The sequence below is a fragment of the Neorhizobium sp. NCHU2750 genome (assembly GCF_003597675.1).
Classification (GTDB): domain Bacteria; phylum Pseudomonadota; class Alphaproteobacteria; order Rhizobiales; family Rhizobiaceae; genus Neorhizobium.
The window spans coordinates 437,043-462,680 of the sequence record NZ_CP030827.1; the positions used below are offsets into that span (position 1 = coordinate 437,043).

Genomic DNA, 25,638 nt, shown 5'->3' on the forward strand with positions numbered 1-25,638 from the left:
CCGCCATGGATGCAGCCGACCGCAACTGGAACGCCGATCTCGATCTCATCCGCGATGCCGCGCGCCAAGCCGGCGAGGTGGCCAACGGCTTCTTCCGGCAGTCTCCCGAGGTGTGGTGGAAGAACGAGGGGCGTTCGCCGGTCAGCGCCGCCGACTTTGCCGCCAACGATCGCCTCCAGTCGATCCTGACCAGGGCACGGCCCGACTACGGCTGGCTGTCGGAGGAAACCGACGACGACAGTGACCGCCTGGAGCGCGACACTCTCTTCGTCGTCGATCCGATCGATGGCACCCGCGCCTTCATTGCCGGCGAGGCGATCTGGTGCGTCTCGGTGGCCGTCGTCCATCGCGGCCGGCCGGTGGCCGGCGTGCTGGTGGCACCGGCACTCGATCAGGAATATCTGGCCGTCGCCGACGGCCCGGCTTTGCGCAACGGCATTCCGATCACCGTACCCAAAGAGGACGACAGCCGTGACGAACTGGTGCTTGCCGCCGATGAAAAGGTGGTGAAGCGGCTTTTGCCGGATCTCTCCGTCCGCAGGGTCAGCCATGTTCCTTCACTCGCCTACCGCCTGGCCATGGCCGCCGATGGCCGTATCGATGGCACCATCGTCAAGCGTGACAGCCATGACTGGGATCTGGCTGCCGCGGACCTCATCCTCGAACGGGCCGGCGGAGCATTGACCGATCTCGACGGCGAGCCTTTGACCTATAACCGCAAGGCCGTCAGCCACGGGGTTCTGGTCGCCGGAACCCGCCATGCGCGCGAGGTTCTTTTGCCGCATCTTGTGACCGGCGCGGCGGGTTGACGTTTGCGGCGGAATGCCGCAGAGGATGAGCCGAAAGTCGTATAAACGGACGGATATGGAAATGACGGAATCGAGCGAAAAGAAGCAGCTTCTGCACCTGGTTTTCGGCGGTGAACTTTCAAGCCTTGGCGGCATTCAATTCAAGGATCTTGCGGCGCTCGATATCGTCGGCATCTATCCGGATTACGCGACGGCGCTCGTCGCCTGGCGCTCAAAAGCCCAGGCAACGGTTGACAATGCGCAGATGCGCTATTTTATCGTTCACATGCACCGGCTCCTGGAACCGGAAATCAAATAGGCCTGACACAAGCCTCGAAGAATATGATAAAGCTTCAGGTTGAGGCCTCTCGATCTGAAGCCCGCTTTTTTGACGCATTTGTGAAACACGTAAGCCGGAATAGATTATCACTTCGGGAGTGAGCTTTTGATGGCGTTTGGCATGGTTCGGGAGCGGAAGCTATGAGCAGCGGTATGGCCCGCCTGGCTCTGTTTGGCTATCGCGTTGCCGGCATCGCGCTTTACCCCATGGCCGGCCCATATCTCGGCATGCGTGCGTTTAAGGGCAAGGAAGACCGGTCCCGCCGGCTGGAGCGCCTCGGTTATGCCAGCAAGCCGCGTCCGCGCGGGCCGCTGGTCTGGGTCCATTCGGCCAGCGTCGGCGAAACGCTGTCCATCCTGCCTTTGATCCGCGAGCTTCGCCGTCGCGAGATCCATGTCGTCCTGACCACCGGCACCGTCACCTCGGCGGCACTCGTCGAGGCCCGTCTCGGCGACGAGGTCATCCATCAATATGTGCCGGTCGACGTCAAATTCCCGATCAAGCGCTTCCTCCGCTACTGGAAGCCGGATGCCTGCATCACGGCGGAATCGGAAATCTGGCCGACCACGGTTGCCGAGCTTTCCCGTCGCCGCGTGCCGCAGATCCGCGTCAATGCGCGTATTTCCGATCGGTCTTTCAACCGTTGGCGCAATCATGTCAAGGTAGCGGAAGCACTGTTTGAGAAGATGGCGCTCGTCGTTGCCCAGTCCGATCTCGATGCCGAGCGTTTCCGCGATCTCGGTGCATGGCCGGTCATCGTCTCGGGCAACCTGAAGAGCGATACCGATCCGCCGCCCTGTGACGAACTTCTGCTCGCGAAATACAAGGCGGAGATCGGCGACCGCAAGACCTGGGCCGCAATCTCGACCTTCGATGGCGAGGAAAAGGCGGCAGCCACCGTGCACCGGGCGCTGAAGCCGAAGAACGGCCAGTTGACCATCATCGTGCCGCGCCATCCCGACCGTGCTGATGCGATCGAGGCCATGCTGAAGAGTGAGGGCCTGACCGTTGCCCGCCGCTCGCGCGATGACGTTCTGACGCCGGAAACCGATATTTTCCTTGGCGACAGCATCGGCGAGATGGGGCTCTATCTGCGCCTCACCGAGATTGCCTTTGTCGGCCGCTCGCTGACCAACGAGGGTGGCCAGAACCCGCTGGAGCCGGCCATGATCGGCTGCGCCGTATTGACCGGCCCGAATATCCAGAACTTCCGCGAGGCCTATACGCATCTCGTCCGCAAGGGTGGGGCGCGCGTGGTCAAGGATGTCGAGATGCTGGCAAAGGCGGTTCATTATCTGCTGATCACCGATCCGGCACGCCGCAAGATGGTCGATGCCGGCCAGGAAGCGATGGAAGACCTGCGCGGCGCGCTCGGCAAGACGATCAAGGCGCTCGAGCCCTATATCAATCCGCTCACCGTCAGTGCCCGGCTGCAGCCCAAGGTCGCTGCCGCGGCTGCGGGGAGTGGACGGTGACAGTGCCACCCGCGATCGCGGGCATCCTGTTCGACAAGGACGGCACCCTCATCCGCTATGACGAAAGCTGGGGCCCGGTAAACCGCGAGGCCGCCCGCATCGCTTCCGCCGGCAATGCCGATCTCGAACCGGTCCTGCTGCGCGCGGGTGGCATGGATCCCGAAACGGGAGCGACGAAAGCCGACAGCCTGCTTGCCGCCGGCAATGCCGCCGAGATTGCCGAAGGCTTTGTCGCCGCCGGCTCGCCGCTCGATGCGGGTGAACTTGCCATCGAACTCGACGCGCTGTTCGTCCGTGCCGCCGAATTTTCCGTGCCGGTGGCCGATCTTGCCAGCGTATTTGCCAGGCTGCGGGCGAGGGGGCTGAAGCTCGGTATCGCCTCCAGCGACAACGAAAAAGCCATCCGCCGCACGGCCGAGCATTTCGGCATCATCGGCGATCTCGATTTCATCGCCGGCTACGACAGTGGTTTCGGCGCCAAGCCGCAGCCGGGCATGATGCTCGCCTTCTGCAAGGCGGTCGGGCTCGATCCTTCCGAAGTCGCCATGGTCGGTGACAACAATCACGATATGCATATGGGCCGCGCCGCCGGCGCCGGGCTCACTCTCGCGGTGCTGACCGGCACCGGCACGCGCGATACGCTGTCGGCGCTTGCCGATCACTGTCTCGATGACATTACCCTGATCGAAGGCCTTCTCTTCTCCACCGCATCCTCTCAGGCCGCACTCCCTCGGGCCGCAGCCACGTCCGGCCCCGCGGGAGAATAGCCGCTATGGTTTCCGAAGCACCGCCATTCTGGTGGGAGAAAGCCGATTGGCGTGCGTTCGCGCTCACGCCGTTTTCGGCGCTTTACGGCAGTATCGCCGGGAGCCGCATGCGCAATGCCAAACGTGCCTCCGCCACCGTTCCGGTGATCTGTGTCGGCAATTTCACCGTCGGCGGTGCCGGCAAGACCCCGACCTCGATCGCGCTGGCAAGGGCTGCCAAGGCCATGGGGCACAGGCCGGGCTTCCTCAGTCGCGGTTATGGCGGCTCGCTCGACGCGACGACCATGGTCGACCGCGAGCGCCACCGCGCCGATGCCGTGGGCGACGAGGCGCTGCTTCTCGCCGCCGAGGCGATGACGGTGATCTCGCGCAGGCGCGTCGAGGGCGCCAGAAGGCTTGCCGCCGAAGGCGCCGACCTGATCATCATGGATGACGGTTTCCAGAGCGCCCGGCTGACACTCGATTTCGCCCTTGTCGTCATCGATGCACGCCGCGGCATCGGCAATGGCCATCTCGTTCCCGGCGGCCCGGTGCGCGCGCCGATCGCCGAGCAGATGCGCCAGCTCTCCGCCATCCTCAAGGTCGGCGATGGCGAGGCCGCCGACCGGATCGTCCGCCAGGCGGCACGCGCCGGCAAGCCCATCCATGTCGCCGGAATAAAGCCGCGGCCGGATTCGGGCATCTCGGGCAGGAACGTGCTTGCCTATGCCGGCATTGCCGATCCGGAAAAATTCTACCGCACCGTCCGCGCCGTCGGCGGCATGGTTTCCGAGACGCGGTCCTTCCCCGACCATCACTATTTCACCGAGGACGAGATCCGCGCGCTGCTCGACGATGCGGCGCGTCAGGGCCTTCTCCTGGCGACCACCGCCAAGGACGCAGCCCGGCTCGTCGGCCATCAGGGGGCAGCCGCCGAACTTCTGGAAAAGTCGAGGATCATCGAGATCGACATGGTCTTCGACGACCCGCGCGCCCCGATGACCATCATCGAAACGGCCTTCAACAATTTCCGCGATCGGAAGCTGCGTGAAACAGGCGCTCACGGATGAAGGCCGCTGATCTGGAAGCTTGACGTGATATCCTATATGATATCATTGTAGGTGATGATCGTTGCTGACGCCAATGTTGTTCTGGCGGGCCTGCGTTCTTCGCGCGGTGCATCGCATCGGCTTCTGCGGCAAATGCTGGTGGGCGAGACATCTTTTGCGGTTTCGCCAGCCGTGGCTCTCGAATACGAGGATCTGTTGAAACGGCCCGGCATTCTTGGCGAAAATCCTTTGATCGAGGCAGGCGCGATCGACACCGTTCTGGACGCACTCTTTCGGAAGGCCCGGCTGGTATCGCCGTCCTTCAAATTCAGGCCATTCCTGTCTGATCCCAAGGACGATTGCTATATTGAATGCGCATTGGCGGCCGGCGCGACATATATCGTCAGCAACCACCGCCATTTCAAAAATCCCGCCGTCAGTGCATTCGGCATGTCCGTCATGAACGCCGGCGAATACCTGGCAGGACGGAATGAAAGGAGAGACCCGAGATGAGCACCTATCCTCTGAGGCTGGCTGATCACGTCATGGAAGAGGCACGGTTGGCTGCGGCCGAGGACAATGTTTCGCTGAACCAGTTGCTTTCCGCGCTGATTGCCGATGGCATAGGTCATCGACGTGCAATCATGGACCTGAAGAAGCGAGCGGTACGCGGCAATGTCGAGGCTGCGCTCGCCATCCTCGATCGTGTTCCGGCCAATGAGCCGGACGAAGGCGATGAATTGGCTGACGAAGGAAAATGACGCAGTAGCGCCGGGTGAGGTCAGCCGTGCTGCTGGCTGGGCAGCGTGCCGGCGCGCTTTTCCGCTTCGAGCGCCGTGGCGCAGTCGGCATAGGGCTCCTGGCGCGCAACGCTCCAGTAGCGCAGTTCGTCGACCGGGATGTGGGTACCGGTGACGGCGCAGGTGACGTAGGAGCCGGAAGTCAGCACCTGGTAGTCGCCGTCGAGATAGCGGATCTTTGCTTCGCGAAAGCCGCTGCCTTCGAACCGGTTCATCACTCGTCTCCTGCGAAAAAACATCGTTCCCTCTACCCCGAACGCAGCACCATTACCAGACCGCTTTTCGGGGCGGTCTTTCGAGGTAGTCCTCAACTGCGCCCGAACAGCCGCTCTATATCAGAAAGCTTGAGTTCGATATAGGTGGGCCTCCCATGGTTGCATGTGCCCGAGCCCGGCGTTGCCTCCATCTGGCGCAGAAGCGCATTCATCTCGTCCGGTTTCAGCCGCCGGCCCGAGCGCACCGAACCGTGGCAGGCCATGGTCGCGGCGATATATTCGAGCTTGTTTCGGAGCCCGCTGGCGGTGTTCCATTCGGCGATCTCGTCAGCAAGGTCGCGGATCAGCGCGCCCGCATCCACTTCGCCGAGCATGGCCGGCGTCTCGCGCACCGCGACCGCACCCGGCCCGAAGCGCTCGATCGCAAGTCCCAGCCGGTCGAGTTCGCTCGCATGCACCATCAGCCGGTCGCAATCCTCTTCCGGCAGGTCGACGATATCCGGGATCAGCAGCACCTGCGAGGCAAGCCGGTCACTCTCCAACGCCTTGCGCAGGTTCTCGTAGACGAGCCGTTCATGCGCGGCATGCTGGTCGACGATGACGAGCCCGTTTTCGGTCTGCGCCACGATATAGTTCTCGTGTACCTGCGCACGCGCCGCCCCGAGCCGGTAGCCGGCAGCGGTCGCCTCAGGTGCGTAAGCCGTCTCGCTTGCCGTATCGGCGCGCGCCGTCGGCAAGGCAAAGGCGTCGAATCCGCCCTGCGTGGGACGCGGCTGGTAGGGAGCGGAAACGGCAAGATCGAGCGGTCGCGAGACGGAGGACGCCGCCGACCATGGGGCCGCCGGGGCAGGCTGCTGTCCCCAGGCCTGCGGCGCAGAAGATGTTCTCGGTGTCTCGGAAAATCCCGGCTGGAAGGCGCGCAGCATGGCAGCAGCTCCTGTGGTCGCCGCCCGGTCGCCCTCGCGATGCAGCGCCTGGCGGATGGCGCCGACGATCAGTCCGCGCACCAGCTGCGGATCGCGGAAGCGCACATCCGCCTTGGCCGGATGCACGTTGACATCGACAAAGGCCGGATCGAGCTCGATCGACAGAACCGCAACCGGATAGCGCCCGGCCGGCATCTGCTCGGCATAGGCGCCGCGGATCGCCGACAGGATAAGCTTGTCCTGCACCGGCCGTCCGTTGACGAAGGCAAACTGATGGGCCGAATTGCCACGATGGAAGGTCGGCACGCCGACGAAGCCCGAAAGCGACACGTCCTCGCGCGCGGCATCGATCTCGATCGCATTCTCCTTGAATTCGGCACCGAGCACCTGCGCCATGCGCGCGAGATGATCCTCGCCGGTCGCCGGGAATTCGAGCGTCGAGCGGTCTGGGCCGGACAGGGTGAAGCGGATCTGCGGAAACGCGATCGCCATCCGCTTGACCACCTCGGTGATCGCTGCCGCTTCCGCCCGCTCGGTCTTCATGAATTTGAGCCGCGCCGGGGTGGCGAAAAACAGATCGCGCACCTCGACCACGGTGCCGGGATTGGCCGGTGCCGGCTTGACCGGCGAGGCTTGGCCACCCTGGACGGAAACCTGCTGGCCGGAAGCGTCGCCATGGCGGCGGCTGGTGATCGTCAGACGCGCCACCGAGCCGATCGATGGCAGCGCCTCGCCGCGAAAGCCGAGCGTGTTGATGTCGTCGAGCGTGGTGGAAATCTTCGAGGTACAGTGGCGGCGAACGGCCAGTTCGAGATCCGCCGCATCCATGCCCGATCCGTTATCGGTGACGCGCACCAGGCTCTTGCCCCCGCCGGCCGTGGCGATCTCGATGCGGGTCGCGCCGGCATCGATCGCATTCTCGATCAACTCTTTCGTTGCGCTGGCCGGTCGTTCGATGACTTCGCCGGCGGCGATCTGGTTGATCAGGGTTTCTGGCAGGAGCTTTACGGACATGGTGCCATTTTCGGGGATTCGGACGCCGGAGGAAAGAGCCGGCCTCGGATTATCCCCCATAGGAGTTTTCACCCTTGGTAATTGAGGGGTGCGAGATGTTTCAATGCGAAACGCCATTAATCCGGCCTTAAGGGAAAAAGGCTAGTTTCTCCCTGTTGATTTGGATGAAGCCGGGGGAGTGCAAAACTCCCCGCGAACGACCGACGTGGCGACCAGCTGGGCACCGTCACATGACCTCGACCGTTCGTTGAAGACTTGGAGCCAGCATGTTCCCACCTGATCTGACCGGACACGAAGGAAATTTTGCCGATCGAACGTAGGGTCGGCTGATCGGGCACGGCGTTACGTCGTCCCGCGAGCATACGGAGTTTCATCCATGAATGATTTGGAGACGGCGGATCCGAACATTCAGACTGCCATTCTGGAAGCGTTTGCCGAAGGCTTGTCCGCGGCTGTGCTTCTGTATGACAAGAACGACCTTCTCGTGTTTGCCAGTCAGCAGCTGACCGGTTTTATACGGGTGCAGCCCCGTGTTCTGGTGCCGGGTACGCGATTGCGCGACCTGCTTGCCGCCATGTACGATGCCGGCATCCGTCTTGTGTCCGATACCCACAATTATCGCCGTGCCCTTGGCCGCGAGGACTGGATCGCCGAACAGATCGCCGGCCTGTGGAAGGAGCGTTCGGAAAGCCTCGAACGCCCCGGCCCGGATCGCTGGTTGAGCGTCGTGCGCCGCAGGCTCCCCTCCGGATACGGCATCTGCGTCGTCAAGGACGTCTCCGAACAGAAGAAGCGCGAAGAACAGTGGCGGCTCGACACCGAGCGCGTTCAGGTGACCGAAGAGGTGCTGGACAACCTGCCTTTCCCGATCAGCGTCAAGGACCGCAATTCCACCTACGTTGCCGTCAACAAATCCAATTGCGATTTTCTCGATCTGCCGGCGGAAGCGATCCTCGGCCGCAAGGGCGCCGACATCAATCCCTCCGCGCTCGAAACCCGCCTCGGGCCGATCAACCAGCATGTCTTCGAGACGGGTGAACCGGTCCAGCTTCCAGAGCGCATCACCCGGCCCGACGGTTCGACGGTTCTCGCCATCGTCCACAAATACCGCATCGGCAAGCCCGGCCGCTATTACATCGTCACCGTCAAGCAGGATATCTCTGCCGTCGCCGCAGGTGCCACCGGCCCCGAGGGTTTAGCGCCCCAGACATGGCCATCCGAGTTCGTGCCGATCGACATGACCCGCGATCCGGTTCTGGCGCTGCCGCCGGAGGAGACCGGCGAATTGTTGCGCGGCTCAAACATTCTTCTCGTCTCGCGTTTCGTCGACACATCCGCTGAAGTGATCGACATCCTCTCCCGCCGGGGCGCGGACGTCTCCACCGCCACCGAGGCCGAGGAACTGACACTGTTCCTCCAACTGGCGGCGGAAGCCGATGTCCGCATTGACCTCGTCGTCGTCGATGCCCGCATGCCGGCGGAATGCGTCGAGATCGCCGAGGCCTATGGCGTCCAGGCCGTGCGTGTCGAAGAGCAGGAACTCGGGCCGGAACTGCCGAACCGGATTGCCGCGGAGCTGGGTCGAGATACGATGGAACTGCATCTCGGATCGGACGAGATCTATGGGGAGACCCCGGTTCCCGAGGCAAGCGACATCGATATTCTCGTAGCCGAGGATAACGAGGTCAACCAGATCGTCTTTTCCCAGATCATCGAAGGGCTCGGCTACCGCTATGCGCTTGCCGTCGATGGCGAGGAGGCGGTGCGCCTGTGGCGCGATCGCCAGCCTCGGCTGGTGCTGATGGATGTGACGCTGCCGAAACTCACCGGCTTCGATGCCTCCGCCGCGATCCGCGCGCTTGAGGATGGATCGCAGCCCGTGCCGATCGTCGGCGTGTTGCCGCAGGCCTTCGACCGCGACCGCGAGGCCTGCCTTGCCGCGGGCATGAACGACGTGATCCTCAAGCCGATCAGCCCGGAAGCGCTCGATGCCGTCATCCGCCGTTTCCTTTATCCGGAAGACGCGCAGAATGCGCCGGAAGCCCGGCCTGTGGCATAACCACACCAGACCGTGACGGCTTTGTCACAAGCTGATACATCGGCAGAAATTCTTAATCTTTGTCCCGCATCCTTCGCTGGTTTCGAGGGGCAGGAATTTTTATGAAGCCAGCGGGCAACCCATTGCCGCAAGTCAGTCAGAATGAACTGCAGGCGATGGCCTACAGCGATCCACTGACCGGTTTGGGCAACCGCTACAGGTTGCGCGACAAGGTGCGCCTGCTTGCCGCCGAGCGTGCCGACGATCCGGCTCCCTTCACCATCTGCATCGCCAATCTCGATGGTTTCAAGCCGATCAACGATCTGTTCGGCTCGGAAGCCGGTGACGAGATCCTCTGTCAGGTCGCCCACAGGCTGAAGGCCTGCATGCCCGATGGCGCAACCGTCACCCGCCACGATGGCGACGAATTCGCCTTCATCCTGCCGCTGGTCTTCGAGCGCAACGGCGCCGAACGGATCGGCCAGATGATGAAGGACGTGCTGTCTGCCCCCTATGATCTCGGCGACCGCAATGTCCGCCTCTCCGCCTCCTTCGGTTTTGCCATCTATCCCTTTGCCGGCGAGGAATTCGAGGATCTGCTGAAGAGCGCAGAGACCGCGCTCTACCGCTCCAAGCGCCGTGGCCGGGCACAGATCACCGTCTATTCGACCGAGATCGCCCAGGAGATGAAGCGCGCCACCCAGATCGAGCAGGCGCTGCGCAATGCCATCATCTCCGATGCCGTGGACGTGCATTTCCAGCCGATCGTCAGGATCCGCGACGGCATGGTCGTCGGTTTCGAGGCGCTGGCCCGTTGGCGCGATGCCGATTTAGGCTTCGTCTCGCCGGCCGTCTTCGTGCCGCTGGCCGAGGAACGCGGCTTCATCGACGCGCTGTCGGATACGCTGTTGCGCAAGGCGGCCGAGGCCGCACTCTCCTGGCCGCGCGAACTGTTCCTCTCGTTCAATCTCTCCTCGGCGCAGTTGATGGACCCCGGCACGGCCGGCAACATCCTCTCCACCCTGTCGCGTGTCGGGCTCGATCCGCAGCGTGTCGAACTGGAAATCACCGAGACCGCGGTGATGACCTCGGCCGATACAGCCCAGCGCATCATCGCCGAACTGCGCGAAAGAGGTGTGCGCATTTCACTGGATGATTTCGGCACCGGCCAGTCGAGCCTCGGGCGCCTGCGCGATTTCACCTTCGACAAGGTCAAGATCGACCGCGCCTTCATCTCCCGCATCACCACCGACCGCGCCTCCGAACACATCGTCCGCGCCATCATCGCCATGTGCCAGGGCCTCGATCTCGATGTGGTGGCCGAAGGCATAGAGGAAAAGGCCGACGCCGACATGCTGCGCGCCCTCGGCTGCGGCATGGGCCAGGGCTATTATTACGGCAAACCCGTCGATGGCCCCGCCACCCTGCGCTATCTCCACGACCACTACCACGACTTCATGGCGCTCGACCGGATTTGAGCGGAGCGACGTGGGGCGACGGGCAGTGTCCTGAAAGCGGATCTGTATCAGAAGCCGAACTTGCGGCGGATTTCATCGAGCATCTTGTGGGGCGCCTTGCCAATGCGCTCGATGCTCACGAGACGTTTCGTCTTCGCCACAAAGACTTGAAGCTCATTGAATTGGACCGTACACGCCTCCCGACGAAATTTTTTCATTGCGACAGTCATGCTTCCGCTCGGGGGATGGCGTGTCGGTTTGAGTGGAAGCTGAGACAGGAATAGCGATGTCGATCACCGTGACGAAAACAATCCCGGCTGCGCGTATGCGGCAGTTCCACCAGATGGTCGATCGCTGGCTGGAGGAAGGTCCGATCAAGCTTGCGACCAATGCCACCATCACCGCCATGGACAATGCCGAAATCCCGAAGGCCGAACAGGCGGCCATCATCGAGGACCGGGATATCATCATGAAACACAACATGCGTCTCGGCCTGATCAGTGAAGTCTTCGCCCCAGCCATCGAAACGGCGGTCAGATCGTCCCGGTCGGGAAGCGAAGCGCAGGACGAGATCGCACGGCTGATCGTGACCGCGGTCGGTATCCGTCAGGAAGATGACAGTGAACTGGTCACGTTCAACTTCGCCAGCCAGAGTGAGGCCGATGCTTTTGACGGGTTGATCTGAAAGCGTTGCGGCCAGCGGGTTTCAGTCAGGTAGAGAGCGCAATGTCGAGTTGACGGACGAAGTCCGAGGGGGGGCCGAAGCGGTCGGCGGTGTGATGCGATGGGATATTGGTATTGTTCTGCATCTCCGCCGGAACCGGTTGTTACCTAACCTCGTGTTGGATCGTGATGTTGTCTCCCATCCGACGATGAACGTGCGCGGGGACGCTTTTGGAGCTTCCGCGGATCATTTATATCGTGACGAAAGGCCGTCCAGGATCAGTTTAAGCCCTCCTTCGAATGCCTCTGACTGGTCGAACTGTGGCTGCTCACCGGATCGCTTTCTGGCGACTTCTGCTTGTTCCTCCAATACGCTCCCGACTGTGTAGCGGCTTGCCGCAAACAAGGCCACTTTCGCATCGTATTCTGGGATGCCTGCGGCAATCAGAAAGGCCAGCTTTCGCATGATGCGCTCGATGTCGGACCCTCCCGGGAAAGAACCAGCATGGAGCCGTGCACCGTCGCGCCGCATCAAGAGCGTCGCTCTCAAGCTACGATGATTGTCTAAAAACCAATGCTGCCAGCTGTCCGAGGGCTTGGGTAGTTGTGCACCTGTATGTGGTTGCATTGCCGCTTCCGCCATCGCAGCAAGCAAGTCCTCCTTTTTCTTAAAGTGCCAATAAAGCGACGGCTGTTCGACCCCCAGTCGGCTCGCCAGCCGACGGGTGGTGATTTCGTCGAGCCCCACTTCATCGAGAAGGTCAAGTGCCTCGGCAACAATGGTCTCGCGATTAAGTTTTGCCATCTTGACACCCTATCATTGATAGAGAATGTTAGGCAACACCCTATCAATGATAGATTTACGCGTGACATGACCAAACTTAACCCGGCTGATCGATTAAAAATCCTCATCTGCGGCGGCGGCATCGCCGGTCCAGCACTGGCGTTCTGGCTTGTGAGAGCCGGGCATCAGGTCACTGTCGTCGAGCGATTTCCAGCGCTCAGGGCGACGGGAGCCCAGGTAGACTTGCGTGGACAGGGCATCGATGCGGCCCGCAGGATGGGACTGCTCGACGCCATTCGCAGCAAACTGGTCGATGAACCCGGTGTGGCTTTCGTCAACGCCAGGGGAAAGCGCATTGCAACGATCCTTGCCAACACGTCGGGCAAGGGTGCCCAGACGATGACTTCAGAATATGAAATCATGCGGGGCGACATTGTCCGCCTTCTCTTTGATGCGACTAAGGATGGGGTCGAATATCGCTTCGGCCGATCACTGGAAAAGTTTGATCAGGATGACGAGCGCGTGATCGCCCATTTCTCTGACGGGTCCTCGGAGGAATTCGGTCTGCTGGTGGGCGCGGACGGACAAGGTTCACGTATTCGCACCGCCCTCACGGGGCCGGACATCCCGCAACCTTATTTCCGGTTTGGAATCCACATGGCTTATTGGTTCATACCTCGCATCGCATCGGACACCAGCATTCGAGACACATATCAGGCGCCCGGTGGACGCATGATCATGCGCCGCAGCCATAATGAGACGGAAACGCAGGTTTACTTTTTCATGCAGTCGAGTTCGGAGGAGGCATCCAGAATACACCGCGCGACGCTGGAGCATCAGAAGAAGTTTTGGGCAGAGCGCTTTCAGGACGCTGGTTGGCAGGTTCCTCGATTCATCGAGGGGATGCAGACTGCCAGCTTCTTTTACTCGCAGGAGGTCGTTCAGGTCCGGACCGACCAATGGTCGAAGGGCCGCACCGTTTTGGTAGGCGACGCTGCGCACTGCGCCTCGCCCTATAGCGGCATGGGGGTGTCCGGCAGTCTCGTGGGTGCCTATGTTCTCGCAGGCGAGATAAACAAAAATCCCGGTAATCTCGGGGCTGCATTCGCAAATTACGACCGCGTGTTACGACCTTTCGTCGACAAAATTCAGGATGTTAACCCGCGGCTGCTCAGGCTCGGCATGCCCCGCACCCAGCTTGGCATCAAGCTGTTTCAGGGTGTCACGGCGCTCGCGACCGCGCTTCACATTCCTGGCCTGGTTGCGAGTCTCGCCTCGGAAGATAGGGGGGGAGGTTGGCGCTTGCCCTCATACCCCAACACCGATGTCTCCTATTCATCGACCTAAAAAGCGAAGCCTGAAGGTTCGCTATTGATATTCCTGCAATCCGATCCCTTTGCGGCGCGTTGTCTGGATGGGCAAAGAGATCTCGCGTATTGACGACCGCAATTGCCGCTTTACGGACACCCCGCGCCGCTTCTGATTATCGCGCGTCTTTCCTCGCTCGGCGATGATCCGCTCTCGACCGAACGAGAGCGCCCCGATGTCGAACTCCAACGATCCCCTGTTGCAGCCGTTTAACCTCAAGCATCTGCGGCTGAAGAACCGCATCATGTCGACCGCCCATGAGCCGGCCTATTCCGAAGACGGCATGCCGAAGGATCGTTATCGGCTCTACCATCTGGAAAAGGCCAAGGGCGGCATCGCCATGACGATGACGGCGGGGTCGGCAAGCGTTTCCGTCGACAGTCCGCCGGCCTTCGGCAATCTCCTGGCCTACAAGGACGAGATCGTGCCCTGGCTGAAGAAGCTCGCCGACGACTGTCACGAGCATGGCACGGCGGTGATGATCCAGCTTACCCACCTTGGCCGCCGCACCAACTGGAACAAAGGCAACTGGCTGCCTGTCCTGGCGCCATCGCCGATCCGCGAGCCCGCCCACCGCGCCTTTCCGAAGGAGATGGAGGACTGGGATATCGAGCGGGTCGTCAAGGACTATGCCGATGCCGCCGCCCGCATGCAGGAAGCCGGTCTCGACGGTATCGAGATCGAGGCTTACGGCCATCTGATGGACCAGTTCTGGTCGCCCGCCACCAATCGCCGCGACGACGAATTCGGCGGCTCGCTGGACAACCGGCTACGTTTTTCCGATCGCGTTCTGACGGCCGTGCGCAAGGCGGTCGGCGAAAACTTCATCGTCGGCATCCGCATGGTGGCCGACGAGGACTGGGACAGGGGCCTGTCGCGCGAGGAGGGGATCGAGATCGCCAGGCGGCTGGTCGCCTCGGGCAATGTCGATTTCCTCAACGTCATTCGCGGCCATATCGATCACGATGCGTCGCTGAACGATGTCATCCCGATCCAGGGCATGCGCGCCTCGCCGCATCTCGATTTCGCCGGCGAGGTGCGGGCTGCGACGAAATTCCCGGTCTTCCATGCCGCCCGTATCGCCGATGTCGCAACCGCACGGCATGCGATTGCCGAGGGCAAGCTCGACATGGTCGGCATGACCCGCGCCCATATCGCCGATCCGCATATCGTCAGGAAGATCATGGCAGGCGCGGAAGCCCGCATCCGCCCCTGCGTCGGCGCCACCTACTGTCTCGATAGAATCTATGAAGGCGGCGAGGCGCTCTGTATCCACAATGCGGCGACCGGCCGCGAGGCACTGATTGCCCACGAGATTGCGCCGGCAGCAGCAGTGCGCAAGGCGGTGGTGGTCGGTGCCGGCCCGGCAGGGCTTGAGGCGGCGCGGGTTCTGGCCGAACGCGGCCACAAGGTCACGGTGCTGGAAGCGACCGGCGAGGCCGGCGGCCAGGTCAATCTCCTTGTCCGCAATCCCCGCCGCAAGGAAATGATCGGCATTGTCGACTGGCGACTTGCAGAACTCGAACGCCTCGGCGTCGAGATTCGCTATGATGTCTATGCGGAGGAAGGCGATGTCCTGTCGCTGGAGCCGGACCTCGTCATTGTCGCCACCGGCGGTTTCGCGCAGGTGCCGGAACTCGACGAGGGAGAGGATCTCATCACCTCGAGCTGGGATATTCTGGCCGGCACGGCAAAGCCGCAGGGGCCGGTCCTACTGTTCGACGACAATGGCGGCCATCCCGGCATGAGCGCCGCCGAAGTCATCGCCACCTCGGGCGCCACGCTCGAACTCGTCTCTCCCGAACGCTTCTTCGCGCCGGAAATGGGCGGCATGAACCACGTGCCTTATGCGAAAACTTTTGCCGAGAACGAGGTGACGGTAACGATCAATACAAGGCTGAAGGCGGTGCGCCGCAACGGCAACAGTCTGACGGCAGTGCTCGGTTCGGACTATTCGCCGGTCACCGTCGAGCGGCAGGTCGGCCAGGTCGTGGTCGAACATGGCACGGCGGCCAATGCCGATCTCTTCTTTGCCCTGAAACCCCTGTCGAGAAATCTCGGTGCGGTGGATTACGCAGCCCTGATCGCCCGTAGCGAGCCTTTGCCGCAAAAGCAGCCTGAAGCGGGTTTCGATCTCCTGCGCATCGGCGATGCTGTTTCAAGCCGCAACATCCATGCTGCCATCTATGATGCGCTGCGCCTCTGTTCGCTATTGTGAACATGAAAAGGGCGACACCGCGGTGCCGCCCCTGATCATCATGCCAGCCATTGGCGATGGTTCGCCCGTTCCGGGCAGCGCTCAGAGCCTTACTGCTTGGGCGCTGCCGTCGACGAGTTCGTGTCGTCGCCATTGGTGGATGGTGTAGTCGAAGGCGCGGAAGTCGCCGGCGTGGCCGATGTCGTCGAAGACGTCGTCATCGAATCCGTGCCGTCCTTCATATCGCGAAGCGCCTTGAATTCCGGTGCGGCCTTCAGCGCGTCTGCCGTCTCCGTCGTGGTCAGACGAACCTCGTTGCTCTTTGCATCGCGTGCCATGGTCACCTTGTCGATCGGCAGGGCGACATTCTTCTCGCCGATGCCGAGGAAGCCGCCGACGCCGACCACGGCCGCGACGATGCCGCCGTTCTCCTGCAGGATCAGGTCGTTCACGTCACCGATGCTCTCATTGTCGGCATTGTAGATCGACTTGCCGATATAATCATTGGCGCTGACCTGGTCTTTCGACTGCTGGGTCAGGAAGGCTGCATCGCCCATACCCGACCTGTCGGTCTTAGGCGCAGGTGCCATGCCGTTCGGCTGGGCTTCAGTCGTCGGTGCTGCCGGTGTGGCGGGCGTCGTCGTGCTGGTCTGCGCAAAAGCCGGCGCAATCGCGGTGGAGGTCAAAAGAGCGGCGGCAATGATGGCGCCAAGGGTCTTGTTCCCGAACTGGGCCTTGTTCCCGGTGGTGTTCGTCATGGTGATCCTGCCTCTTCAGTTTGTTATCGTTCCATCGATAGGCTGCCGCCTTTGACCGGGTGGTCCCGGGTGGTCATTGCGGTGGCGGCTCGATAGTCAAACAAAGCTGGGCAGGTTCGGTTCCCCGCGGCATCGTTTTTTTGCCCGGCCATTTTCCGGTCTGGCGCCATGCCTGTCCCGTTCTCATGCCGCCGGGACAGGCCGTTTCGCGTCCTCAGGGAAGATAGGCCGGGTCGTATTTCGCCTTGGCGCCGACATCCAGAACGAAGGTCGCACCGGCCATCGGATCGGCGGTGCGGCTGGCCTCGTCGAGCCCTTCCCATGCGGAGGTGACGGCGATCCGGCCATTGTCGATAAAGGCCGGGCAGGTCGTTCTTTTGGCCGGAAGCTGGTAGCGCTGGATGAAGCTGCCATCGGCGCTGTAATGATCGAGCGCCGCCTCGCCCCAGCGGGCATTCCAGATATGCCCGTCGGCATCGCAGATCGACCCGTCGATCCCGCCCGCATCGGCGCTTCCGTCGATAAACAGCGTTGGCTTGCCGCTGGGAAGGCCGGTTGCCGGATCGACCGCGACCGTCATCATCTTGTTGGCCCGCGTATCGACGAAATAGGCAGTGGCGGCATCCGGCGAAAAGCAGATCGAGTTCGGGATGCTCACCGTATCGAACAGTTTCGTCACCACGCCTCTGGCCACGTGATAGATCGCGCCCGCGCCGTCGGCCGCAGTTCGCCCCATCGTGCCGATCCACAGGCTGCCGGAGGCATGCATGCGCCCGTCATTGGAGCGGTTGCCATCGCGGCCCGGTTCGATCTCCCCATGCGGCGTCAGTTCGCCGGTGGCCCGGTTGCGGATGAACAGGCCTTTGTCGCTGGCGATCAATTGCCGCCCGGAATCGATGCGGGCAACGACGCTTGCCATCACCGGCAGGGAGAACGCCGACTGTGTGCCGCTTGAAAGCTCCAGCGAATAGATCTCCTTGCCGAGAATGTTGCACCACCACAGCGTATTGGTCTCGGCCTCGAAGCTTGCTCCCTCGCCGAGTTCGCACAAAGTCGAAGACAGAACGCTGCCCTTGAACGGATGAATGGATGCCACGTCTTCCTCCTTGAGATGCGCAGCGAAGCTGGCGGATCGCCACGGGGCGTCAATTCGCCACATCCGCTTGCGCCTGTCCACTGCTTCACAGCCCGAAGTAGATGATGCACATCAATTTATTCGGCGCCATCGCTTGTGTTCCGCGGTCGCAGGCACTCCAACCGGCCCCGGCATTGCGGATAAAACTGTTGGCGAGGCAAAAAATTAACATCTCCTTTAAGTCTGCAGTGGAAGCTCTCGCCGGCAAGACACGCGACGCGGGAAGAAATGCAGGGAAATTGCAACTTTCGTCTTTTCTCCCGTAGAGCGATCTCCGAAAATCCCCTGAATGATTCGTGGGCTTGTGCCGCAAATTGGCGCAGTCGGTGGAGTAGAGAAGTCAGAAATGTCCAAGTTGGAAACCGCCACCGAACTGATGAATCTCGACGTCGATATCGACGAAGTCGCCGGGCTGAAGACGCAATTCGACGTGTTCCGCTTCGTCAAGCGACTGGCGGAATCATACGGCTACCGCAATTTCATGGTTCTCAATCTGCCGCCGTCGACGGCGCGCGGCCTTGCCGGCAGCGCCATCATCAACAACTGGCCGGCAGAGCTCGTTTCGCTTTTCGATCGCGAAGGCCTGCTGCAGTCGAGCCACGTCGTGCGCCGCCTTCGCCGTTCGACCACGCCCTTCTTCTATGATCTCGAAGAGATCCCGGCCGAGGCCGAAGGTCCTGACATGCGCGAGATCTTCGGCCGTTTCGGCATCGTCCGTGGCGGATGCTTTCCGGTTAGTGACGCAGCTGGCGCGCGCGGCGCGGTCGTCATCGGCGGCACCGGCCCGAGCCTCAATCGTCAGCAGATGATGGAACTGACCTATGCCTCCATCCATATCTTCGACAAGCTGGCCGAAATCCGCAATCTCGATATCCGCCCCGCAGAGCTTCTGACCGAACGCGAAGTCGATTGCCTCAACTGGACGGCCGCCGGCAAGACCAGCGCCGAAATTGCCGAGATCCTTGGCCTCTCCGAACATACCGTCAATCATTACCTCAATCGCGCCGCCAAGAAGCTCGATACCGTCAACCGCACCCAGGCGGTGGCCAAGGCCTTGCGCATCGGCCTGATCAAGTAGGCCTCGGGCATCTCCGGATCCTCTGTTGCGGCGCACCGCGCTTTTTGCAGGGCAGCATTTTCGACAATGCTTTCCGGCTCTTCCATTCCGGGACGGCCTCCAACAAAAGATGCCTGGCAGCATCTTTTGCTGCTCATCCTGTGTTTCGGATAGGAAATATTGCGGCTTTACTAATTTGCACAACAGATGTGCAATCTGATGTTTGTTGCAGTGCAAAAAGCCACCCAGATCGACGCCGGATGCATAAATTAACCTTGAAAATGCCCGTTGCGGCGGTTTTCGCGAATGGCACGTTTCATGCATTCTTCTTTGTCAGGTCCAGAGGGGACTGAAGAAAAGCGTACCAAGAGACGCGACCAAGAAAAAAGCCGCTGTCCGGTTTGAGCGCCCTGAGGCCGCCGTCCGGACAGCGGCTTTATTCATCTTGCCCCCCGGCAATCTCCACTCCTATATAACGGCAATGATGGCGGTCCGGCGCGATAGGTTGCGGGGCCGCTTGCGATGCGAGGAGTTCGACATGCCGGATGTAACGAAGGATCAGGTGCTGGCCGCGCTCGCCAAGGTTCGTGGTCCCGATCTGGAAGGCGACCTCGTGTCCCGCGGCATGGTCTCCGATATCTTCATTTCCGATGCCAAGGCCTATTTTTCGATCACCGTTCCCGCAGACCGGGCGCGGGAGCTGGAGCCGCTCCGGCTCGCCGCCGAAAAGGCGGTGACCGCTGTTCCCGGTATCAAGGGAGCGCTCGTCACGCTGACGGCTGACCACAAAGCTTCGTCCTCTCCGCGGCCGGCACCGGCGCCTGCCTCACACGGGCATGGCCATGGGCATGGTCATGCGCCGGCAAGTGCCGGCCCGGCGGGCCAGCCGCGCGGCCCGGCCCAGGGAGGCGTTGCCGCCAAGGCCGGCGTTCCGGGCGTCGGCGCCATCGTTGCGGTTGCCTCCGGCAAGGGCGGCGTCGGCAAATCCACCACTGCCGTCAATTTCGCCCTCGGCCTTCAGGCCAACGGCCTGCGCGTCGGCATTCTCGATGCGGATATCTATGGCCCCTCGGTGCCGCGACTGCTGAAAATTTCCGGACGCCCCGAACAGATCGACGGCCGGCTGATCAAGCCCATGGAAAACTACGGGCTGAAGGCCATGTCGATGGGCTTTCTCGTCGATGAGGAAACCGCGATGATCTGGCGCGGCCCAATGGTCCAGTCGGCGCTTCTGCAGATGCTGCGCGAAGTCGCCTGGGGTGAACTCGACGTGCTCGTCGTCGACATGCCGCCCGGCACCGGCGACGCCCAGCTGACCATGGCTCAGCAGGTGCCGCTGGCCGGCGCCGTGATCGTCTCGACGCCGCAGGATCTGGCGCTCATCGACGCCCGCAAGGCGGTGACCATGTTCCGCAAGGTCGAGATCCCGCTTCTCGGCATCGTCGAGAACATGAGCTATTTTCTCGCACCCGATACCGGCAAGCGCTACGACATCTTCGGCCATGGCGGGGCGCGGGCGGAAGCCGAGCGGATCGGTGTTCCCTTCCTCGGCGAGGTTCCGCTGACGATGGATATCCGTGAACGCTCCGATCTCGGCACGCCGATCGTCCATGCCGAACCGCAAAGCGAAATCGCCGGGATTTACAGGGATATCGCGGCCTCGGTCTGGGCGCAGCTGTCGCAGGGCAACCGCCGCAAGGCGCCATCGATCGTGTTCGACTGATCGCGCATCGGCGGTGGTGGATGCCGCTTGCGGCTTCTGTGAGTTGCGCGCACGGCTTGTGGCCGTTAGCCGCATCGCCTTGCGCGACAGGCTTTTCAGGCGGATGTCTGGGGATCTCTGGCGGATCGCCACGGCACCCCGCCTCTTGATTTTAAGAAGGGCTGTCTTTATAGGCGCGTCGCTCTTGGGCCTGTCTCGACACGCAGGCTATTGAGACGTTGCAACCGGGTTCTGAAGTTTTTTAGGCACCGGTCGCCATTCGTAGATTGAGAGTGATCAAGGCCTGCCGCATAAAAAGGTAGTTTGGAAGTACACCCGCTCCACTGTCTAAGTCTCTATTCCCTTCGTTTCCCGTCGTCCTTCGGAAAGGCTGACTGAGGTCAGGCACCATATGGGTCACCCCGCTGAACAGCATGCAGCCGAAAAGACGAGCAAACAGAGCCTTTTTGCGCTCGCATTGGGCTCGGTCGGCGTTGTCTATGGCGATATCGGCACCAGCCCGCTTTACGCTTTCCGCGAGGCGTTGAAGCCGGTTGCCGCAGATGGCGTGACGCAGGGCGAGATCATCGGCATCATCTCGCTGATGATCTGGACGCTGACGGTGATCGTCACGCTTAAATACGTGCTGCTGCTGTTGCGGGCCGATAACGACGGTGAAGGCGGCACCCTGTCGCTGTTGGCTCTGCTCACCAAGTCCGTCAATGGTCAACGCGCCTTCCTGATGATCCTCGGTCTTGTCGGTGCGGCATTGTTCCTCGGTGACGCAATGATCACGCCGGCGCTGTCGGTCATGTCGGCGGTCGAGGGTCTGAAACTGGTCACTCCCCGGCTCGACAGTGCCGTCTTGCCCATCTCGGTCGTCATCCTGATCGCGCTTTTCGCCATCCAGTCGAAGGGCACGGGCATGGTGGCCCGCTTCTTCGGTCCGATCACCGCGCTCTGGTTCATCGTCATGGGACTTTGTGGCCTCATGCACATCGCCGACGACCTGACCATTCTGAAGGCGTTTAATCCCTGGTATGCGATCGAGTTCGTCATGCGCGAGGGCTTTGCCGGCGTCGTCGTCCTCGGCGCGGTCTTCCTGACGGTGACCGGCGCTGAGGCGCTTTATGCCGATCTCGGCCATTTTGGCCGCCGCCCCATCCAGTATGCCTGGTTTCTCCTGGTCTTCCCGGCACTGCTGTTGAACTATCTGGGGCAGGGGGCCTTCGTGCTGCAGACACCGGAGGCGATGGGCAATCCATTCTTCCTGATGTTCCCGCAATGGGCGCTGCTGCCGGTCGTCATCCTTGCGACCGCGGCAACCATCATCGCCAGCCAGGCGGTCATCACCGGTGCCTTCTCGCTCGTCCGCCAGGCGATCCACCTCGGCTATATGCCGCGCATGCAGATACTCTTCACCTCAGAGACCAATACCGGGCAGATCTTCCTGCCGAGCGTCAACACGCTGCTGCTCGTCGGTGTGATCACCCTCGTACTCGGCTTTGAAAGCTCCGATGCGCTGGCCACCGCCTATGGCATCTCGGTAACGGGAGCCATGGTCGTTACCACACTGATGGCCTTCGAATTCGTCCGGCTGAAATGGAAATGGCCGCAGACGGTGGCGATCGCCACGCTTGCGCCGCTGCTGGCAATCGAGGTAATTTTCCTCGGGGCCAACCTGTTGAAGATCCATGACGGCGGCTGGGTGCCGGCCATGCTGGCGGCCGGTTTCACCATCGTCATGTGGACCTGGAAGCGTGGCACCGCCATCCTATTCGAAAAGACCCGCCGCATCGACGTGCCGCTCGATGCCTTCGTGCCGATGGTGGAGAAGAAATCCGATCACGCGCCCGTATCGGTTCCCGGCATCGCGATCTTCCTGACCAGCGACCCGGAAACCGCGCCCGCCGCTCTCCTGCACAATATCAAGCACAATCACGTGCTGCACGAAAAGAACGTCATCCTGACCATCCGCACGGTCAACAAGCCGCGCGTGGCGATGGACGAGCGCTTCAAGGTGGAAAAAATCTCCGAGCGCTTCACCACCATCGAATTGCGCTTCGGCTTCATGGAATCGCACAACGTCTCCCAGGCGCTCGCCTACCTGCGCAAGACCGGCTTCAAGTTCGACATCATGTCGACCTCCTTCTATCTCGGCCGCCGCAAGCTCGTGCCGGATGCGGAATCCGGCATGCCCATGTGGCAGGACAGGCTCTATATCGCCATGGCCAATGCCGCGACCGACCCGTCGGACTATTTCCACCTGCCGGCAAACCGGGTGGTCGAGCTCGGCTCTCACGTCATCATCTGAGGCCATCCACAACGTGTACCGGCCGTGGCATTCACGCATCTGTTAAATGCGCGTGTGCTGATGAAGCTTGTCTTGCAAGGCTTTCACCTTCCGGCGTTAACCGGTCATCAAGGTTAATAATTCACTCTTTGGTCATTGTCTGACTTGTGGAGTTGCCGTCTTGCGTCCGAAAAGCGTTCTGCGTAACAGGTCCCTGCCGCGTTGGGACCGGCCTGCCGCGCCTGTGGTGCTGGGGCTTGCCTCCTGGCTGGTATTTCCGTCGATACCCTCGCATGGCGACTTCACCGATCTGTTTTCCGGCCTGAAAGGCGCGTCCGAGAGCTGGCGGATGGTGATTACCAATTCCCCTGCCGGTTCCCTGCATAGCGCCTCGCTCGCCTTCCCCGGAGGCGGCAAGGTTCTGGGCGGCGATGCCGGCATCGAATTGCCGGACGGTCGCAAGGTGGCGCTCTCCGACGAGGACAAGTCGAAGGACGGTTCGCCCGACGAGGATCGCGTCAACCGTGCCGCAAAGAAGGGGCGCATCGTTGCCGTCATGCCCATGCTGCCGCCGAAGGCCTTCTCTGCCGGCACCATCCTCGACCGTTCAAGCTCGCTCACCAAGCCCGTTGACGACGAGGACGAGATGACGGCCTTCGTAAAGTCGCCCAGCCGCCAGGCCGAGATGCAGCCGGTCAGGGTCGCCGAGTTCTACTTCCGCAAGGACGAGGTGAAGGAGAAAAGCCTGCCGCCGATGATCGCAAGCCTCGTCACCAACGATCATCCCGACGTGCTGGCCCTGGGTTATGCCGAGGCGAAGCCCGATTTCTCCCGCCAGTCACCCTTCGATGCCATCCTGAAGAAGCCGGATGCCGGCCGTTTCATTCCGCCGATCGGCCCGGACGATCATGCCTGGGCCGCCAATCCGCTGCCGGCCGATTCTTTCTCCGCAAAGCAGCAGCAATGTCTCGCCTCGGGCATCTATTTCGAGGCGCGTGGCGAATCGGTGCGCGGTCAGGCGGCGGTCGCCCAGGTCATCCTCAACCGGGTGCGCAACCCGGCCTACCCGGCGACCATCTGCGACGTGGTGTATCAGAACGAGGACTGGCGCAACCGCTGCCAATTCTCCTTCGCCTGCGACAACATCAAGGATCGCGTCCGTTCTGCGGACCACTGGAAGACGGCGCGCGAAGTGGCCATGGCGGTCAGCGCCGGCAGGATTTGGCTGCCCGAAGTCGGCTCTGCGACACATTATCACGCGGTCTACGTGCATCCGGCCTGGGCGAAGACGATGAAAAAGGTCGGCCGGATCGGTCTACACGTCTTCTATAGAACCTATGGTGGTGGTTGGAGCTGATACAAGCGCCTTACCCCCTGTGAATTCCCGCGACAGTTTTACCCACCTTGCTCCCGCTCGGCTGATAACGCGATGAATTCATTATCTTTAAATCCCTTGGGGCAAGCTTGCTCAGTGCCTTGACTAGCCGGGCGGTGAAAACTATGTTGCGCGCGACTTGAAAACGGGCCGGAAGGCGCGAAATCCCTCGCTATCCTTGCGTTCGGCTGCACCGGACAAAAAGGCCGGAGGAGGAGGACGTGAGTGATGGACGACCGTGATGATGGTCTGGATGCGCGCCGAAAGCGACTTTCTCAGGCACTTGCCGAGAAAAAGGCCGACGATGCAGCGGAAATGAAACGGGACGGGCAATCCGAAACAAGTCGCAAGGGCATGGCTCTCGGCTTGAAGATTTCCTCCGAATTCGTCTCCGCGATCGCCGTCGGCGGTGTCCTGGGCTATCTGATCGATTGGGCGGTCGGCACCAAGCCGTGGGGGATGATCCTTTTTGTCCTCTTAGGTTTTTGTGCCGGTGTGCTAAGTATATTGCGCGGCGTCGGTATGGTGGCTCAGCCACCGCACCTTTCGGCGCGCAGCGACGAAGATAAAGAGTGAACCGGCCGGTGCCGGTTTTGAAGAACAAGGCCGCGCGGGCGGTCATCGAAAGAGGGTAGACGGTGGCAAACGATCCGATCCATCAGTTCCACATCAATACGATCGTTCCGATCCATGTCGGTGGTTACGACTTCTCTTTCACCAACGCTTCGTTGTTCATGGTCGCAACCGTCGTCGTCGCCGCCGGCTTCATGTACTTCTCCACCTCGCAGCGTTCGCTGATCCCGGGCCGCGCCCAGTCGGTTGCCGAGATGTCCTATGAATTCGTCGCCAACATGTTGCGCGAAGGGGCGGGCAGCCACGGCATGAAGTTCTTCCCGCTGGTGCTGTCGCTGTTCATGTTCATCCTGACGGCGAACCTGCTCGGCATGTTCCCCTATTTCTTCACCGTCACCAGCCAGATCATCGTCACCTTCGCGCTTTCCATGCTCGTCGTCGGTCTCGTGGTCGTCTATGGTTTCTACAAGCACGGCCTGCGCTTCCTGAAGCTTTTCGTGCCCTCCGGCGTTCCCGCCGTTCTTCTGCCGCTCGTGGTGGCGATCGAAGTCATTTCGTTCATTGCCCGTCCGATCAGCCTGTCGGTTCGTCTTTTCGCCAACATGCTGGCCGGCCACATCACGCTCAAGGTTTTCGCAGGTTTCGTCGCCTCGCTCGGCGCGCTCGGTGCACTCGGCATCGGCACGGCGATCCTGCCCCTTCTCATGACCGTCGCTCTGACCGGTCTGGAATTTCTCGTTGCATTCCTTCAGGCCTACGTCTTTGCAGTCCTGACATGCATGTATCTGAACGATGCCCTGCATCCGGACGGTCACTGAGAAATAAAGTCGTTGGTGCTTTGAGCACCAGTCCAAAGCCGCAACAAACCATTCTAAGGAGTTCCAA

Annotated in this window: 24 protein-coding genes; 18 read left to right on the forward strand and 6 right to left on the reverse strand. The window is 61.5% G+C overall.

Going from position 1 to position 25,638, the window contains the following annotated elements; all coding sequences use genetic code 11:
• Positions 1-5 precede the first annotated feature (5 nt).
• From NCHU2750_RS02055 to NCHU2750_RS02085, 7 genes are all read left to right on the forward strand, one after another.
• On the forward strand, positions 6-809 hold the full coding sequence (locus NCHU2750_RS02055) for a 3'(2'),5'-bisphosphate nucleotidase CysQ (RefSeq protein ID WP_119942837.1): 804 nt from the start codon (positions 6-8) through the stop codon (positions 807-809).
• A 61-nt stretch (positions 810-870) separates the two neighbouring features.
• Positions 871-1,107, forward strand: coding sequence for a DUF4170 domain-containing protein (locus NCHU2750_RS02060; protein WP_119942839.1), 237 nt, complete (start codon positions 871-873; stop codon positions 1,105-1,107).
• Positions 1,108-1,268: 161 nt separating this feature from the next.
• Positions 1,269-2,603, forward strand: a complete 1,335-nt coding sequence (waaA, locus tag NCHU2750_RS02065) for a lipid IV(A) 3-deoxy-D-manno-octulosonic acid transferase (RefSeq protein ID WP_119938935.1) — start codon at positions 1,269-1,271, stop codon at positions 2,601-2,603.
• Positions 2,600-3,370 (forward strand): HAD family hydrolase, encoded by a 771-nt coding sequence (locus NCHU2750_RS02070; RefSeq protein ID WP_119938936.1) that lies wholly within the window; start codon positions 2,600-2,602, stop codon positions 3,368-3,370. The genes waaA and NCHU2750_RS02070 overlap by 4 nt, the downstream gene beginning before the upstream one ends.
• 5 nt (positions 3,371-3,375) lie before the next feature.
• Positions 3,376-4,419, forward strand: a complete 1,044-nt coding sequence (gene lpxK / locus NCHU2750_RS02075) for a tetraacyldisaccharide 4'-kinase (protein WP_119938937.1) — start codon at positions 3,376-3,378, stop codon at positions 4,417-4,419.
• 54 nt (positions 4,420-4,473) lie between these two features.
• Positions 4,474-4,911: a PIN domain-containing protein gene (locus tag NCHU2750_RS02080; protein WP_119938938.1), complete on the forward strand. Its 438-nt coding sequence runs from the start codon at positions 4,474-4,476 to the stop codon at positions 4,909-4,911.
• The gene (locus tag NCHU2750_RS02085; protein ID WP_119938939.1) at positions 4,908-5,159 is read left to right on the forward strand and encodes a hypothetical protein; all 252 of its coding nucleotides are present in this window, start codon (positions 4,908-4,910) and stop codon (positions 5,157-5,159) included. The genes NCHU2750_RS02080 and NCHU2750_RS02085 overlap by 4 nt, the downstream gene beginning before the upstream one ends.
• 20 nt (positions 5,160-5,179) lie before the next feature.
• Here the strand turns inward: NCHU2750_RS02085 and NCHU2750_RS02090 are convergent, their stop codons facing one another.
• Both NCHU2750_RS02090 and mutL read right to left on the reverse strand, forming a co-directional pair.
• A complete protein-coding gene (locus NCHU2750_RS02090) occupies positions 5,180-5,413 on the reverse strand; it encodes a DUF2093 domain-containing protein (RefSeq protein WP_119938940.1) in 234 nt (77 codons plus the stop codon).
• Between the two features lie 92 nt (positions 5,414-5,505).
• A complete protein-coding gene (gene mutL / locus NCHU2750_RS02095; RefSeq protein WP_119942841.1) occupies positions 5,506-7,353 on the reverse strand; it encodes a DNA mismatch repair endonuclease MutL in 1,848 nt (615 codons plus the stop codon).
• A 376-nt stretch (positions 7,354-7,729) separates the two neighbouring features.
• Here mutL and NCHU2750_RS02100 point away from each other — a divergent pair, with 376 nt between their 5' ends.
• Both NCHU2750_RS02100 and NCHU2750_RS02105 read left to right on the forward strand, forming a co-directional pair.
• Positions 7,730-9,412, forward strand: a complete 1,683-nt coding sequence (locus NCHU2750_RS02100) for a response regulator (RefSeq protein ID WP_119938941.1) — start codon at positions 7,730-7,732, stop codon at positions 9,410-9,412.
• A 101-nt stretch (positions 9,413-9,513) separates the two neighbouring features.
• Complete coding sequence (locus tag NCHU2750_RS02105; RefSeq protein WP_119938942.1) at positions 9,514-10,869, forward strand: putative bifunctional diguanylate cyclase/phosphodiesterase; 1,356 nt, start codon at positions 9,514-9,516, stop codon at positions 10,867-10,869.
• A gap of 47 nt (positions 10,870-10,916) precedes the next feature.
• Here the strand turns inward: NCHU2750_RS02105 and NCHU2750_RS30290 are convergent, their stop codons facing one another.
• Positions 10,917-11,078, reverse strand: coding sequence for a hypothetical protein (locus tag NCHU2750_RS30290; RefSeq protein WP_162939448.1), 162 nt, complete (start codon positions 11,076-11,078; stop codon positions 10,917-10,919).
• Between the two features lie 56 nt (positions 11,079-11,134).
• Here NCHU2750_RS30290 and NCHU2750_RS02110 point away from each other — a divergent pair, with 56 nt between their 5' ends.
• Positions 11,135-11,533, forward strand: a complete 399-nt coding sequence (locus NCHU2750_RS02110) for a hypothetical protein (RefSeq protein WP_162939449.1) — start codon at positions 11,135-11,137, stop codon at positions 11,531-11,533.
• A gap of 225 nt (positions 11,534-11,758) precedes the next feature.
• Here NCHU2750_RS02110 and NCHU2750_RS02115 read toward each other — a convergent pair whose 3' ends face one another.
• A complete protein-coding gene (locus NCHU2750_RS02115) occupies positions 11,759-12,316 on the reverse strand; it encodes a TetR/AcrR family transcriptional regulator C-terminal domain-containing protein (protein ID WP_119938944.1) in 558 nt (185 codons plus the stop codon).
• Positions 12,317-12,382: 66 nt separating this feature from the next.
• On the opposite strand from NCHU2750_RS02115, the gene NCHU2750_RS02120 reads away from it, so the two are divergent.
• Together NCHU2750_RS02120 and NCHU2750_RS02125 are read left to right on the forward strand one after the other, a co-directional pair.
• Positions 12,383-13,642, forward strand: coding sequence for an FAD-dependent monooxygenase (locus tag NCHU2750_RS02120; protein ID WP_119938945.1), 1,260 nt, complete (start codon positions 12,383-12,385; stop codon positions 13,640-13,642).
• Between the two features lie 196 nt (positions 13,643-13,838).
• The gene (locus NCHU2750_RS02125; protein WP_119938946.1) at positions 13,839-15,881 is read left to right on the forward strand and encodes an NADH:flavin oxidoreductase; all 2,043 of its coding nucleotides are present in this window, start codon (positions 13,839-13,841) and stop codon (positions 15,879-15,881) included.
• A gap of 89 nt (positions 15,882-15,970) precedes the next feature.
• Here NCHU2750_RS02125 and NCHU2750_RS02130 read toward each other — a convergent pair whose 3' ends face one another.
• The gene (locus tag NCHU2750_RS02130; RefSeq protein ID WP_119938947.1) at positions 15,971-16,618 is read right to left on the reverse strand and encodes a PRC-barrel domain-containing protein; all 648 of its coding nucleotides are present in this window, start codon (positions 16,616-16,618) and stop codon (positions 15,971-15,973) included.
• Positions 16,619-16,832: 214 nt separating this feature from the next.
• A complete protein-coding gene (locus tag NCHU2750_RS02135; RefSeq protein WP_119942843.1) occupies positions 16,833-17,714 on the reverse strand; it encodes an SMP-30/gluconolactonase/LRE family protein in 882 nt (293 codons plus the stop codon).
• A gap of 385 nt (positions 17,715-18,099) precedes the next feature.
• On the opposite strand from NCHU2750_RS02135, the gene NCHU2750_RS02140 reads away from it, so the two are divergent.
• From NCHU2750_RS02140 to NCHU2750_RS02165, 6 genes are all read left to right on the forward strand, one after another.
• Entirely contained in the window at positions 18,100-18,831 is a 732-nt protein-coding gene (locus NCHU2750_RS02140; protein ID WP_119938948.1) for a LuxR family transcriptional regulator, read from the forward strand.
• A gap of 517 nt (positions 18,832-19,348) precedes the next feature.
• Positions 19,349-20,533: an Mrp/NBP35 family ATP-binding protein gene (locus tag NCHU2750_RS02145; RefSeq protein WP_119938949.1), complete on the forward strand. Its 1,185-nt coding sequence runs from the start codon at positions 19,349-19,351 to the stop codon at positions 20,531-20,533.
• A gap of 391 nt (positions 20,534-20,924) precedes the next feature.
• On the forward strand, positions 20,925-22,826 hold the full coding sequence (locus NCHU2750_RS02150; RefSeq protein ID WP_119938950.1) for a potassium transporter Kup: 1,902 nt from the start codon (positions 20,925-20,927) through the stop codon (positions 22,824-22,826).
• Positions 22,827-23,004: 178 nt separating this feature from the next.
• Positions 23,005-24,162, forward strand: coding sequence for a cell wall hydrolase (locus NCHU2750_RS02155; RefSeq protein WP_162939700.1), 1,158 nt, complete (start codon positions 23,005-23,007; stop codon positions 24,160-24,162).
• 246 nt (positions 24,163-24,408) lie between these two features.
• A complete protein-coding gene (locus NCHU2750_RS02160) occupies positions 24,409-24,756 on the forward strand; it encodes an AtpZ/AtpI family protein (protein WP_502703813.1) in 348 nt (115 codons plus the stop codon).
• 62 nt (positions 24,757-24,818) lie between these two features.
• Complete coding sequence (locus tag NCHU2750_RS02165; RefSeq protein WP_119938953.1) at positions 24,819-25,571, forward strand: F0F1 ATP synthase subunit A; 753 nt, start codon at positions 24,819-24,821, stop codon at positions 25,569-25,571.
• Positions 25,572-25,638 lie beyond the last annotated feature (67 nt).

Bases quoted from the DNA above. Each gene is read 5' to 3' on its own strand.
- NCHU2750_RS02055 (WP_119942837.1), top strand. From the start codon at position 6: ATGGATGCAGCCGACCGCAACTGGAACGCCGATCTCGATCTCATCCGC.
- NCHU2750_RS02060 (WP_119942839.1), top strand. From the start codon at position 871: ATGACGGAATCGAGCGAAAAGAAGCAGCTTCTGCACCTGGTTTTCGGC.
- waaA (WP_119938935.1), top strand. From the start codon at position 1,269: ATGAGCAGCGGTATGGCCCGCCTGGCTCTGTTTGGCTATCGCGTTGCC.
- lpxK (WP_119938937.1), top strand. From the start codon at position 3,376: ATGGTTTCCGAAGCACCGCCATTCTGGTGGGAGAAAGCCGATTGGCGT.
- NCHU2750_RS02080 (WP_119938938.1), top strand. From the start codon at position 4,474: ATGATCGTTGCTGACGCCAATGTTGTTCTGGCGGGCCTGCGTTCTTCG.
- NCHU2750_RS02085 (WP_119938939.1), top strand. From the start codon at position 4,908: ATGAGCACCTATCCTCTGAGGCTGGCTGATCACGTCATGGAAGAGGCA.
- NCHU2750_RS02090 (WP_119938940.1), bottom strand. From the start codon at position 5,413: ATGAACCGGTTCGAAGGCAGCGGCTTTCGCGAAGCAAAGATCCGCTAT.
- mutL (WP_119942841.1), bottom strand. From the start codon at position 7,353: ATGTCCGTAAAGCTCCTGCCAGAAACCCTGATCAACCAGATCGCCGCC.
- NCHU2750_RS02100 (WP_119938941.1), top strand. From the start codon at position 7,730: ATGAATGATTTGGAGACGGCGGATCCGAACATTCAGACTGCCATTCTG.
- NCHU2750_RS02105 (WP_119938942.1), top strand. From the start codon at position 9,514: ATGAAGCCAGCGGGCAACCCATTGCCGCAAGTCAGTCAGAATGAACTG.
- NCHU2750_RS30290 (WP_162939448.1), bottom strand. From the start codon at position 11,078: ATGACTGTCGCAATGAAAAAATTTCGTCGGGAGGCGTGTACGGTCCAA.
- NCHU2750_RS02110 (WP_162939449.1), top strand. From the start codon at position 11,135: ATGTCGATCACCGTGACGAAAACAATCCCGGCTGCGCGTATGCGGCAG.
- NCHU2750_RS02115 (WP_119938944.1), bottom strand. From the start codon at position 12,316: ATGGCAAAACTTAATCGCGAGACCATTGTTGCCGAGGCACTTGACCTT.
- NCHU2750_RS02120 (WP_119938945.1), top strand. From the start codon at position 12,383: ATGACCAAACTTAACCCGGCTGATCGATTAAAAATCCTCATCTGCGGC.
- NCHU2750_RS02125 (WP_119938946.1), top strand. From the start codon at position 13,839: ATGTCGAACTCCAACGATCCCCTGTTGCAGCCGTTTAACCTCAAGCAT.
- NCHU2750_RS02130 (WP_119938947.1), bottom strand. From the start codon at position 16,618: ATGACGAACACCACCGGGAACAAGGCCCAGTTCGGGAACAAGACCCTT.
- NCHU2750_RS02140 (WP_119938948.1), top strand. From the start codon at position 18,100: ATGTCCAAGTTGGAAACCGCCACCGAACTGATGAATCTCGACGTCGAT.
- NCHU2750_RS02145 (WP_119938949.1), top strand. From the start codon at position 19,349: ATGCCGGATGTAACGAAGGATCAGGTGCTGGCCGCGCTCGCCAAGGTT.
- NCHU2750_RS02150 (WP_119938950.1), top strand. From the start codon at position 20,925: ATGGGTCACCCCGCTGAACAGCATGCAGCCGAAAAGACGAGCAAACAG.
- NCHU2750_RS02160 (WP_502703813.1), top strand. From the start codon at position 24,409: ATGGACGACCGTGATGATGGTCTGGATGCGCGCCGAAAGCGACTTTCT.